An 11,548-nucleotide genomic window follows, 5' to 3' on the forward strand; every position below is an offset into this window, starting at 1 on the left:
TCCCTCGTATTTTATTCTGTTCAGTCTTTGTATTTAAGGTCAGCTGGTGCTGACCTTTTTTATTTTTTAATGCTGTCTGAAGACTATATGTCGCATGTTTTGACGGGGATGCGATCAATCATGCATTGCCGAATTATAGCGATTTTAGTCTTGATCTAAGCGGTGTGCAAAGTCAGATAAATCGCTGATGGCACGGCGTGCTTCGTCAAACCAGGCACTAAACATTTGAAAGTTATGCCACATGCCCGTGTAAATTTTAAATTCAACATCCACTTTGGCTTGCTCGGCTTTTTCTTTAAAGCGCTGTGCATCATCCAGCAAAATTTCTTTCGAACCCACTTGTATATGCACAGGGGGCAGGCCTTTTAAGTCAGCAAAGAAAGGGGAAATGCTCGGGTCAGAGCGGTCCATCCCTGTCGGAACGTAATACTCAATACCTGCTTCTAAGGCTTCAATAGACAACAGCGCATCATGCTTACGGTTATAACGTAAAGATTCACTGCTGAGCGTAAGATCTAAAAATGGTGACAGCAAAATGAGACCACTGGCTTGTGGTAGTTGCTCTTGGCGTATTCTCAGGGCCAATGCTAAGGCTAAATTGGCGCCACAAGAGTCACCAGACAAAATAATATCTTTGGCTAAAACGCCTTGATCAAGTAATTGACAATAAACATCAAATACGGCATCTAGCGCTTCTGGGTGTGGGTGCTCAGGTGCCAGTGGATAATCCACATGTAACACTTGCATTTGCGTACGTGCTGCAACCTGAGTTAAAAAGGCCCGATGCGTATTCATCGAGCCTAAAAAAAATGCACCACCGTGGATATGAAAAATTAATTGTGTGGAATGTGCTTGGGGTTTGAGTTCTTCAGCACGTAAGCCAGCCAAACGAATTGGACGAACCTTTACGCTTTTATTTTGTGGAATGAGTTTGGTTAATTGTTCTAATGAAAAACGTAAGCTTGAGGCAGGTAAATTGAAGCGACTCGGTGCGCGCAATACTGTTTTCAGAAAGCGCTCCGTGAAGAGTTGTTTGGTGATGGGCGAGATTGTCATATTCTTCCTGTATTCTTATCATTTTCTTACTGATGAGGTTATTTACCTCTTTTATTTACAAGGTTACACTAAATAGCTGCAATCAATAGTTGAATATTTGTTGCGGCGCAAAATACTATGTGTAAGCTTCTAAAATCAAATCAGGGAAATCAAAAAAATGAAAAAAATTGCACTTGCATTAGGATTGCTAGGTTTAACCGCTTTGGCTAATGCGGCAGACCCTTTAAATGGTACAACTTGGAAAACCATTGATGACAAAACAAACCAACCTAAAGCGTTGGTGAAATTTACAGAGCAAAAAAATGGAACATTAACTGCCAGTATCCAAGCGATTTTGACACCAGGTGAAGAAAACGCATGTACTAAATGCGAAGGTCCATATCATAACAAGTCACTTAAAGGCTTGCGTATTGTGAGTGGATTAAAAAATAATGGTGATAACAGCTATGAAAGTGGTTCAATTTTAGATCCGCAATCAGGCAAAACCTATAAATTAAAAGGCCAGTTAGCTGATGGTGGTAAAAAACTAGAGCTTCGTGGCTTTATTGGCGTAGCAGCCTTAGGTCGTAACCAAACGTGGATACGTGCACACTAAGTGTAATCACATATTTAAAGATAAAAAAGCCTGACAATTGTCGGGCTTTTTTAATCTCACAAACTATATACAACGTTGTTTATTTTAAAGCGCGATAGGTAGCTTCATCAAATCCCACAATTAAGCCTTGTTCTGTTTCGAGCACAGGGCGTTTAATCATACTGCTATGTGTGGTCAAAGTAGCAACTAAATTCTCTTGGCTAGCCAAAGCATGTTGCTGTTCTTCTTCAGTTAGCTTTTTCCAAGTTGTGCCTTTTTTATTTAAAATGATGTCGCTACCTTTGGCATCTAACCATGCACTTACATGTGTAGCATCAATGCCTTGCTTTTTATAATCATGAAACTCATAGGCAAGGCCTAATTCATTCAGTAGATCAAAGGCTTTTTTCATGGTGCTACAGTTTTTAATGCCGTAAATTTTAAGCATAGCAAAGGATCCTAAACGAGTTCAAAAATGAGATGGGTAGGGCTAGCTTAACCAATTCTATCTCAAAGAACTATGCTGTCATGAAACTGACTTGCAATCGTCACGTTGCTGACATCTCTAATGATTAAAGTAAGTAAAAAGACAGATAAAAAAAAGAGAGTACTAGAATAAAAAAGTAAAAATAATGTGTGAAATTACAGAATATAAATAGAGTGAAAATAAGAAGAAAAAACAAACGATTTAAAAAGAGAAAACCCGCATTTAATCATCCTGATCATGCGGGTCTCATTTCAACGTCCATTGTCACATCCTTGAAAATAAGTAAAATAAATTACTTATTTTATTTTCTTCCTACGGCGTCCTATCCTTTTGTGTCATCCTGACATGTCCCTGTGCCGTGCGGTAATAATGCGCTGATTCGAGATTGAGATAAATCTGAAAATACGACATGCATTGTGAGAAATTGACACTAATTGAGTGAACGGGTGTTCACTCAATCTTTGTTAATTTTAGCTTAAAGCTGGTAGTCAATAATGACTGGGGCATGGTCACTGAACCATGTTTCTTTATAGACCCATGCATTAATAGTACGCTTTTTCCAGTCAGGAGAACATGCTTGATAATCAATCCGCCAACCGACATTCTTGGCACGAGCTTGCCCTCGGTTTGACCACCATGAATACAGCTCGGCTTCTTTGCGGACTTCACGGAAGGTATCGACATAACCTAAGTCATCATAAATATGGTCTAGCCAAGCGCGTTCATGTGGCAAGCAACCAGAAGCTTTTTGGTTGCCCGACCAGTTTTTAATATCAATGCGCTTATGCACGATATTGTAGTCACCGCACACAATCACAGATTTATTTTCATCACGCCATTGCTTCAAGATTTGTTTATATTCATTTAAGAATAAATCTTTACGCGCTTGGGCTTCCTCACCTGAAGAACCTGAAGGCAAGTATAAAGAACAGATGTGTGCAGATTGTGCTAAGCCTAAATCAAATTCAGCAGAAATAAAGCGACCTTGTGAATCTGCAAGTTCAAAGCCGAGTCCATTGGTCACGGATACAAATGGATAGCGACTATAAATCGCCGTACCTGCATAGCCTGGGCGCTCGGCTGGGAATAAGTGGGTAAACCAGCCTTCGGGTTTAAATTTATCTGTCCATTGTTCATGCGTAATTCGAGATTCTTGCATACAGATGACATCCGCATCGGATGTTGCCATCCAATCAAAAATCCCTTTTTTCTCTGCCGAACGTAAGCCGTTTACGTTAATTGAAACGACACGCAGAATTTTTTGATCACTTGGATAGCTACTCTTTGGTATCATGCTCAGGTTTAACCTCAAACTTAAAAAAATGGAGCACCCTATGACAGCGCAAGCGGCATTTAATCCACAAGCTTTTATCGAACTCGCATTATCACGTGGTGTGCTTAAATTTGGTGAGTTTACTTTAAAATCGGGTCGTGTGAGTCCTTATTTTTTTAATGCAGGTTTGTTGAATGATGGTGAGGCTTTAACAGGCTTGGCTGCAGGCTATGCAGCTAAATTAACTGAATGCGAAAATGTTGAAGTGATTTTTGGCCCAGCATACAAAGGTATTCCATTTGTAGCAGCAACGGCTGTGGCATTGTCTCAAAACCATGGCGTGAGCGTACCTTGGGGTTTTAACCGTAAAGAAGCAAAAGACCATGGTGAAGGTGGTGTATTGGTAGGCGCTTCGGTTGCAGGTAAAAAAGTCTGGATCATTGATGATGTGATCACCGCAGGTACGGCCATTCGTGAAGTGGTAACCATCCTTAAAAATGCTGGCGCGCAAATTGCGGGCGTATTGGTTGCATTAGATCGCCAAGAAAAAGGCCAAGGTGAATTATCTGCAATTCAAGAAGTCCAAAAAGAATTAGAAATCCCAGTGCATGCTTTAATTACCATGAAAGACTTAATGGATTATTTAGATGCGAAAGGTGAAACGGACGCTTTAGCGAAAATGGAAGATTACCGTGTGAAATACGGCATCTAATCCGACGGAATCAACACGATTAAAAGGAAGCTTTGGCTTCCTTTTTTTATGCTTGCAGAAAAGAGTCAGGGCTAAGATATGGTCTTTAATACGATTAAAAGTTAATCCATAAAAGATTTTAAAATTTATTAATTATAATTAAATATATGAAAATAAATTAAAAATATAAACTTTAGTATTAAATGGGTGATTGTTTTTAACGTTTGGCTTTAAGCTCGGGGCACTTTAAAAACATGAGGGAGTTTGGGGGAAATGAATGTGAAGAAGATGCTGGTCCTAACGTCAGCGATATGCACAATGACTTTAACAGGATGTCAGTCGATGCCTGAAAATGTACAAGCCTTTAACAACACCTTAAATCAAGGCATTAAAAGTTTAAATGAGGCTCTCGCAAGTACGCAACAAACGACGAGTACTACAGCAACGCAATCATCTAAACGTGCTAAATCAGGTTATTTAACTGGTGCGCAGTGCCAAAACTCTTTGGGGAAAACCAAGGCACAAATTGAAAGTATGAGTAATGAGACCTTAACCAACCAACGTGCTTATGCACTGAGTAGTATGGGGGCGACTTATAATTTTTATCTGAGTGATGTGTCAAAGCGTAGCGTAGATTTGGCGGGTAAACCGAAAGACTATCCTTCAATTTGTTCTTTAACTTTGGAAAGTAACAAAGCGAGTGCGAAAGTTCTGCACTGGAATATTATTTAGCGTAAAACTGACGGTTGAGCGCGAGCTAGCGTGTAGCTAAGGGCAATTGAGCCTATGCGCAACGCAGGGTTTGACCAAGAGAGAAATAGATTGCCATAAAAAAAGCACCAATCGGTGCTTTTTTTAACGCAGTTCTAAATTAAAGAACAACGATGTTTGTAGCGTTTAAGCCTTTTTGGCCTTCAACAACAACAAAAGAAACTTTTTGACCTTCAGTCAAAGTTTTGAAGCCAGAACCTGTGATTTCACGGAAGTGAGCAAACACGTCAGGGCCACCGTCTTGTTGAATAAAACCAAAACCTTTAGTTTCATTGAACCATTTTACTGTGCCAGTCACTGCATTAGACATAAGAAAACCTATTACAAAATTTTTAATAATGTTAGCCATGAAGCATGGCTTGAAAAGGGGTAACTTGAATAATCACGCCTTTACATCATATTATACCCGATATTCTTTGTGTCTTGCATATAATTGGCAACACGCCAACGGCATACAAGTTAAAAAACCAGTTCAAATCAAAGGCGGTCATAAAAGGATTGGAAATAAAAATCTGAAAAATCGAAAGTTTATTAATTAAACTGGCGGCACTTTAAAGATGTTTACCTAGGCAACACTTTTTTCTCGTTACCAACATCCTACACTAATTCTATGACAGAGTTTGCTTGAGTTGACCAATTTGGCATAAATTTATTCGATTAGTTTAAAAAATAACTCAAATTTCCCAATTAAACTGCTCCCAAAAGATAAATTCAGATCTTTATCCGCGAATGTACTGTTTAAATAAAAAGCCTGTAATGAAACTTTTTAAGTCTTAATGATTCGGCTGCGGTGTTTCACCAACGTCCACTGCATCATGAAAAATGATGAATACACAAAGTAAAAGAAAGCAAGAAGGTCTTGGGCTTTAGCGAAATTGAAACTAAAGAAACGATTATTCTCCGTTATACTCGTTGCCAGATTATTTTTAAAAGAGCAGACAGCATGCGCGTACTTGTGGTGATGGATCCCATCGAAAGTGTAAACCTGAAAAAAGATACTTCTATGGCCATGCTTTGGGCAGCGGCACGTCGTGGACATGAATTGGGTTATGCTTTACAGCAAGATTTATATATTGATCAAGGCAAGGCATTTGGTTTGATTGCCCCATTAAAAGTATTTGAAGATTATGAGCACTATTACGAATTAGGTGCACAACAAAAAGAATCTATTGCGGCTTATGACGTCGTTTTAATGCGTAAAGATCCGCCTTTTGACATGAACTTTGTTTATACCACGTATATTTTAGAACAGGCAGAACGTGAAGGTGCGTGGATTATTAACAAACCTCAAAGCCTGCGTGACTGTAATGAAAAGTTATTTGCAACGCAGTTTCCTGAGTTACAAGTGCCAACGCTCGTGACATCGCAACAAAGTTTAATTCGTGAATTTATTGCACAGCATCAAGATGTGATTGTAAAACCACTAGATGGTATGGGTGGCATGGGGATTTTCCGTTTAACTGCTGAGGGTGCAAATATTGGTTCAACTCTAGAAATGCTGACGCAAATGGGTCAACAACCGATTATGGCGCAGCGTTATATTCCAGAAATCGTGGATGGTGATAAACGTATTTTGATGGTCAATGGTGAGCCAGTACCGTATTGCTTAGCGCGTATTCCTCAAAATGGTGAAACCCGTGGTAATTTGGCTGCTGGTGGCCGTGGTGAAGCACGTCCATTAACTGAACATGACAAAGCGATTGCAGCTAAAGTTGGGCCTTTCTTACGTGAAAAAGGTTTGGTCTTTGTGGGGCTGGATGTGATTGGTGAATACGTGACAGAAATTAACGTGACAAGTCCAACATGCGTACGTGAAATTGATGCGCAGTTTGGTACGTCTATTGCGGATGATCTATTTGATGTGCTTGAAGCAGGCTTAAAACAAAAAGCTTAAGGCATGGGTTCAAAGAATGGCGCTGTAATGACAGCGCCTTTGGGGTTAGAGTGTGATTTAAAGTAGAACAAAAGTTAAAATTAGTGTGATGAATTTATTTAAATCGTTTAAGCAGGGGAGGGGTAGGTTGTAAATATGCGCTTCTATTTGCATAAAAAATGTAAAAGTTTGCCAAAAACGCATGATTAATAATAAAACTAGTTTAAACTCGAATTTCTGTAGAAAAAAACAATGAGTGGCGGCTGTGAAAAAAACTAAATCATCTTTCACCGCAATGCGTTTGTGATTACAATTGTCAACCTATAAACACCTTTTAATCTCTATTATTTAAATTGAAGAATTAACGTGACCGACGCACCGCAAAAACAGCTTAAACATGTCATGATGATGGCCGCAGGTACTGGTGGGCACGTTTTTCCTGCCTTGGCTGTTGCCAAAGAATTACAACAAAAAGGCATACAAGTGTCATGGTTAGCCACCCCGACAGGTATGGAAAACCGTCTGTTAAAAAATCACAATATTCCAATTTATCAAATTGACATTCAGGGTGTACGTGGTAATGGCCTCGTGCGTAAAGTTTTAGCACCGTTTAAAATTTTAAAAGCCACGTTGAGTGCCATGAAATACATGAAGCAATTAAAGGTCGATGCTGTTGCAGGCTTTGGTGGCTATGTTGCGGGGCCTGGTGGCTTAGCAGCACGTATTTTGGGTATTCCTGTCATTATTCATGAGCAAAATGCGATTGCGGGTTTTACCAATACGCAATTGTCGCGTGTGGCCACAACTGTGTGTCAGGCATTTCCAAATACCTTTCCAGAAAGCACCAAAATTGTGACGACAGGTAATCCTGTACGTAAAGAAATTACCGAAATATTGAATCCATCATGGCGCTACCAAGAGCGTGAAAAAGCGGGTCAAGCGTTACGGATCTTAATTGTGGGTGGTTCATTGGGTGCAAAAGCACTCAATGAATGTGTGCCTTTGGCTTTACAGAAGTTGAATGTGCCTTTACAGGTCTTTCATCAATGTGGGCAAAATCATGCGGAAGCAACACAAGCGTTGTATGCCAACGCACCTGAAACGCTCCAAGTGGAAGTGTCACCTTTTATTGAAGATATGGCTAAAGCCTATTCTGAAGCCGATTTAATTATTTGCCGTGCGGGTGCTTTAACAGTCACTGAAATTGCCACCGCCGGTTTAGCAGCGGTATTTGTTCCACTTCCTTCGGCCGTGGATGATCACCAGACTGCAAATGCCAAATTCCTAGCGAACATTAATGCTGCGAAAATATGCCCGCAAGCAGACATGACGCCAGAAAGTTTAGCGACACTGCTCCAACCGCTGATGAACCGCCAATTATTGAAAGAAATGGCAGTGAAAGCACGTCAGCAGGCACAGCCAGATGCAGCACAGCATGTGGTTCGTTTAATTCAAGAATTGTAATACGAGTAAAATATGTCTCCATCTACTCCTGCTGAGCAAGCGAAAAAGTTAATTAAAGTTCCTGAGATGCGCCGTATCAAACACATTCATTTTGTGGGTATTGGTGGTGCAGGGATGTGTGGTATTGCAGAAGTATTAAAGAACCAAGGCTACAAAGTATCTGGTTCTGATATCAAGGCATCAAAAACCACTGCGCAGTTAGAAGAAAATGGCATTCAAGTGTATATCGGCCATACTGCTGACAATATTCAAGGTGCCAACGTTATTGTGGTATCCACAGCGATTGATCAAGAAAACCCTGAAATTAAAGCTGCGATAGAAACCCGTACACCTGTTGTACGCCGTGCAGAAATGTTGGGTGAATTGATGCGTTATCGTCATGGTATTGCGGTTGCGGGTACACATGGTAAAACCACAACAACAAGCCTTGTAACATGTATGTTGGCAGAAGAAAATCTTGATCCAACCTATGTGATTGGTGGTTTGCTCAACCGTACAGGTGTGAACGCAGCTTTAGGTGCAAGTCGTTATATCGTGGCAGAAGCTGACGAATCAGACGCATCATTTTTGCATTTACAACCAATGGCAACAATTGTCACGAATATTGATGCCGATCATATGGATACCTATGGCGGTAGCTTTGATGTACTGAAAGATACTTTCGTACAGTTTTTACAAAAGCTCCCGTTCTATGGTTTAGCGGTGGTGTGTGGTGATGATGCCAATATCCGTGAAATCATGCCACGTATTGGTCGCCCATTGGTGACTTATGGTTTTAATGAAGACAATGACATTCGCGCTGTAGATGTTGTGCAAGAAGGCATGCAATCTCACTTTACTGTATTACGTAAAGACCGTGAGCCACTACGTTTAACTATTAATTTACCTGGCTTACACAATATCTTAAATGCCTTGGCAGCCATTGGCATTGCAACAGACGAAGGTGTGTCTGATGCTGCAATTGCACGTGCTTTAGAAAGCTTTAGTGGTGTTGGTCGTCGTTTCCAAGTTCAAGGTCAATTTGAGCTAGAAAATGGTGATGTGAAATTGGTTGATGATTATGGTCACCATCCAAAAGAAGTAGAAGCAACTATTAAGGCGGCTCGTGCAAGTCATCCAGACCGTCGTTTGGTGATGATGTTCCAGCCACACCGTTTTAGTCGTACCCGTGATTGCTTTGATGATTTTGTTGATGTGTTGTCTCAAGTGGATCAACTCTTGCTACTAGAAGTTTATCCAGCGGGCGAAAAACCAATTGTGGGTGCAGACAGTCGCGCATTAGCACGCAGTATTCGTCTACGTGGTGAAGTCGAGCCAATTTTACTGGATCCAGTAGAAGGCAATATCCAAAGTGTGATGAAAAAAGTCCTACAAGCAAATGACTTGTTATTAACACAAGGTGCGGGTAATGTTGGAGCTATCTCAATCGATTTGGCTCAAAATAATTTGTATTTAAAATAATCACTTTGTAGTGATTAGATTTGATCGGCCAGTTATAAAAGTTTAAGGATATAAACGTGTCAAATGCTTCAAAGTTCGGCAAAGTTGCCGTGTTGCTTGGTGGAAAGTCTGCTGAGCGTGAGGTTTCTCTAGATAGCGGTACAGCGGTACTTGAGGCATTATGCCGTTCAGGCGTAAATGCTGAAGCATTTGACCCGCAACAACGTAGTATTACTGAGCTCAAAGGCTTTGATCGTGCATTTATTGTTTTGCATGGTCGTGGTGGTGAGGACGGTCAAATCCAAGGTGCGTTGGAGTGGTTGAATATCCCTTATACAGGTACGGGTGTTCAGGGTTCGGCAATTGGTATGGACAAAGTAAAAACCAAACAGGTTTGGCAAGGTTCAGAACTACCAACAGCGCCGTACCGTATTGTGAGCAAAGATTCGGATTTAAATGAGATTGTAGACAGCATTGGTCTGCCGTTTATTATTAAGCCAGTACATGAAGGCTCAAGTATTGGTATGAGCAAAGTCGAAAAAATCGAAGACTTTGCTGAAGCAATTGCAAAAGCAACCGTACATGATGCTGTGGTAATGGCTGAAAAATGGATTACAGGTCGTGAGTTTACCATTGTGATTTTAAATGGTCAGGCTTTACCAGTTATTCGTTTGCAGCCTCCTGAAGACGTTGCATTCTATGATTACGAAGCAAAATATAATCGTAATGATGTGCAATATGGTATTCCGTGTGGTTTGACTGCAGATGAAGAAAAAAGTTTACAGGCTTTATGCTTGCGTGCTTTCCAAGCGGTAGGTGCAAGTGGCTGGGGTCGCATTGATGCTATGCAAGATGAAGCAGGTAATTTTTGGTTGCTCGAAGTCAATACAGTACCAGGCATGACCAGTCATTCATTGGTTCCTAAAGCAGCACAAGCGATCGGCATTGATTTTGATGCACTGTGTGTGGCAATTTTAGAGCAAACCTTAACTGGTACGGCTCACTAAATTATGGCTCAACTTCCTGCATCCATGCGCCGTAAAAAAGCGGCGGTGACCTCGATTCATGACAAGCCACCGACGCGCAAGGAAAAACTTGCCAATGCGGGTGGTTGGTTGTTGCTATGCGTGGCAATCGTGGTCTTGGCACTTGGGATGTTGGGCTTATATCGTGTGATGACGGATGCAAAAGTAGCTGAACTGGATGTCGTTGGTGCCCGTTCAGATGCTGAGCGTCAGCAGGTGATGCAATACGTATCACCCACAGTCACCGAAAATTATTTTACGTCGGATTTGGAAACAATCAGAGATCGCGCCTTAGAAGTTTCTTGGGTCGATCGTGTTGTAGTGTCACGTGCTTGGCCAAATGCGATTCGAGTACGTGTCATGCCACGACATGCAATTGCACGTTGGGGTACAGGTCGCTTATTGAGTGATAGCGGAGATGTGTTTGTAGAAGTTGCGCCAATTAAAAATCAAAATTTGCCACTACTACACGGACCTGTCAGTCATTCAAAAATGATGATGCGTCGCTACAACGAAATTAACCAATTATTCCTGCCAGTCGGCATTCGTTTAAAAGAACTATATTTAACGGAGCGCATGACTTGGTTTATGCAGTTTGATTCAGGTTTACGAATTATCGTCGATCAGGATCAAACCATGAGTAAGCTGCAACGCTTGAGTCATTTGGCTCATACTGACTTAAAGCCAGTTTGGTCGAATATCTCAGCAATTGACTTGCGCTATCGTAATGGACTTGCAATTCAATGGAAGAATGCAACTGCGCCTAAGATAGTAAATGGTCACTTTCTTGTAACCAGTAGTGACTTAAGCATTGCAGATGGAAGAATAGCAACGCCATAATGAGGCGCTTTGCAAATAGAGGCTTCGTGCCATAAATTAAACCAATACGTGAAT

The 11,548-nt window shown here is 40.9% G+C and carries 12 protein-coding genes; 8 read left to right on the forward strand and 4 right to left on the reverse strand.

Annotation, left to right across the window (positions count from 1 at the left end; translation table 11 throughout):
- Nucleotides 1–144 precede the first annotated feature (144 nt).
- Nucleotides 145–1,056, reverse strand: a complete 912-nt coding sequence (locus EXE29_RS05430) for an alpha/beta hydrolase (protein WP_120364088.1) — start codon at nucleotides 1,054–1,056, stop codon at nucleotides 145–147.
- Between the two features lie 157 nt (nucleotides 1,057–1,213).
- Here EXE29_RS05430 and EXE29_RS05435 point away from each other — a divergent pair, with 157 nt between their 5' ends.
- A complete protein-coding gene (locus EXE29_RS05435) occupies nucleotides 1,214–1,651 on the forward strand; it encodes a DUF2147 domain-containing protein (RefSeq protein ID WP_106984185.1) in 438 nt (145 codons plus the stop codon).
- 79 nt (nucleotides 1,652–1,730) lie between these two features.
- Here EXE29_RS05435 and EXE29_RS05440 read toward each other — a convergent pair whose 3' ends face one another.
- Nucleotides 1,731–2,078, reverse strand: a complete 348-nt coding sequence (locus EXE29_RS05440; RefSeq protein ID WP_106984186.1) for a Spx/MgsR family RNA polymerase-binding regulatory protein — start codon at nucleotides 2,076–2,078, stop codon at nucleotides 1,731–1,733.
- Nucleotides 2,079–2,592: 514 nt separating this feature from the next.
- The gene (locus EXE29_RS05445; protein ID WP_120364087.1) at nucleotides 2,593–3,411 is read right to left on the reverse strand and encodes an exodeoxyribonuclease III; all 819 of its coding nucleotides are present in this window, start codon (nucleotides 3,409–3,411) and stop codon (nucleotides 2,593–2,595) included.
- 40 nt (nucleotides 3,412–3,451) lie between these two features.
- Between EXE29_RS05445 and pyrE the strand changes: the two genes are divergently transcribed.
- Together pyrE and EXE29_RS05455 are read left to right on the forward strand one after the other, a co-directional pair.
- The gene (gene pyrE, locus EXE29_RS05450; protein ID WP_120364086.1) at nucleotides 3,452–4,102 is read left to right on the forward strand and encodes an orotate phosphoribosyltransferase; all 651 of its coding nucleotides are present in this window, start codon (nucleotides 3,452–3,454) and stop codon (nucleotides 4,100–4,102) included.
- 297 nt (nucleotides 4,103–4,399) lie between these two features.
- Nucleotides 4,400–4,813 carry a hypothetical protein gene (locus tag EXE29_RS05455; RefSeq protein ID WP_130125645.1) on the forward strand — a complete coding sequence of 138 codons (414 nt, stop codon included), beginning with the start codon at nucleotides 4,400–4,402 and terminating at the stop codon, nucleotides 4,811–4,813.
- Nucleotides 4,814–4,952: 139 nt separating this feature from the next.
- Here EXE29_RS05455 and EXE29_RS05460 read toward each other — a convergent pair whose 3' ends face one another.
- Nucleotides 4,953–5,162 carry a cold-shock protein gene (locus EXE29_RS05460; protein ID WP_106984297.1) on the reverse strand — a complete coding sequence of 70 codons (210 nt, stop codon included), beginning with the start codon at nucleotides 5,160–5,162 and terminating at the stop codon, nucleotides 4,953–4,955.
- 633 nt (nucleotides 5,163–5,795) lie between these two features.
- Between EXE29_RS05460 and gshB the strand changes: the two genes are divergently transcribed.
- The 5 genes from gshB to EXE29_RS05485 all read left to right on the forward strand — a co-directional run bounded on the left by gshB (nucleotide 5,796) and on the right by EXE29_RS05485 (nucleotide 11,494).
- Nucleotides 5,796–6,746: a glutathione synthase gene (gene gshB / locus EXE29_RS05465; protein ID WP_120364138.1), complete on the forward strand. Its 951-nt coding sequence runs from the start codon at nucleotides 5,796–5,798 to the stop codon at nucleotides 6,744–6,746.
- A 345-nt stretch (nucleotides 6,747–7,091) separates the two neighbouring features.
- Nucleotides 7,092–8,189 carry an undecaprenyldiphospho-muramoylpentapeptide beta-N-acetylglucosaminyltransferase gene (gene murG / locus EXE29_RS05470; protein ID WP_120364085.1) on the forward strand — a complete coding sequence of 366 codons (1,098 nt, stop codon included), beginning with the start codon at nucleotides 7,092–7,094 and terminating at the stop codon, nucleotides 8,187–8,189.
- A gap of 12 nt (nucleotides 8,190–8,201) precedes the next feature.
- Entirely contained in the window at nucleotides 8,202–9,650 is a 1,449-nt protein-coding gene (murC, locus tag EXE29_RS05475; protein WP_106984192.1) for a UDP-N-acetylmuramate--L-alanine ligase, read from the forward strand.
- Nucleotides 9,651–9,706: 56 nt separating this feature from the next.
- Entirely contained in the window at nucleotides 9,707–10,636 is a 930-nt protein-coding gene (locus tag EXE29_RS05480) for a D-alanine--D-alanine ligase (protein WP_120364084.1), read from the forward strand.
- A gap of 3 nt (nucleotides 10,637–10,639) precedes the next feature.
- Nucleotides 10,640–11,494, forward strand: a complete 855-nt coding sequence (locus EXE29_RS05485; RefSeq protein WP_106984194.1) for a cell division protein FtsQ/DivIB — start codon at nucleotides 10,640–10,642, stop codon at nucleotides 11,492–11,494.
- The last annotated feature ends 54 nt before the right edge of the window (nucleotides 11,495–11,548 follow it).

This window comes from Acinetobacter sp. WCHAc060006 (assembly GCF_004209135.1).
Lineage (GTDB): Bacteria > Pseudomonadota > Gammaproteobacteria > Pseudomonadales > Moraxellaceae > Acinetobacter > Acinetobacter cumulans.

Bases quoted from the DNA above. Each gene is read 5' to 3' on its own strand.
- EXE29_RS05430 (WP_120364088.1), bottom strand. From the start codon at position 1,056: ATGACAATCTCGCCCATCACCAAACAACTCTTCACGGAGCGCTTTCTG.
- EXE29_RS05435 (WP_106984185.1), top strand. From the start codon at position 1,214: ATGAAAAAAATTGCACTTGCATTAGGATTGCTAGGTTTAACCGCTTTG.
- EXE29_RS05440 (WP_106984186.1), bottom strand. From the start codon at position 2,078: ATGCTTAAAATTTACGGCATTAAAAACTGTAGCACCATGAAAAAAGCC.
- EXE29_RS05445 (WP_120364087.1), bottom strand. From the start codon at position 3,411: ATGATACCAAAGAGTAGCTATCCAAGTGATCAAAAAATTCTGCGTGTC.
- pyrE (WP_120364086.1), top strand. From the start codon at position 3,452: ATGACAGCGCAAGCGGCATTTAATCCACAAGCTTTTATCGAACTCGCA.
- EXE29_RS05455 (WP_130125645.1), top strand. From the start codon at position 4,400: ATGACTTTAACAGGATGTCAGTCGATGCCTGAAAATGTACAAGCCTTT.
- EXE29_RS05460 (WP_106984297.1), bottom strand. From the start codon at position 5,162: ATGTCTAATGCAGTGACTGGCACAGTAAAATGGTTCAATGAAACTAAA.
- gshB (WP_120364138.1), top strand. From the start codon at position 5,796: ATGCGCGTACTTGTGGTGATGGATCCCATCGAAAGTGTAAACCTGAAA.
- murC (WP_106984192.1), top strand. From the start codon at position 8,202: ATGTCTCCATCTACTCCTGCTGAGCAAGCGAAAAAGTTAATTAAAGTT.
- EXE29_RS05485 (WP_106984194.1), top strand. From the start codon at position 10,640: ATGGCTCAACTTCCTGCATCCATGCGCCGTAAAAAAGCGGCGGTGACC.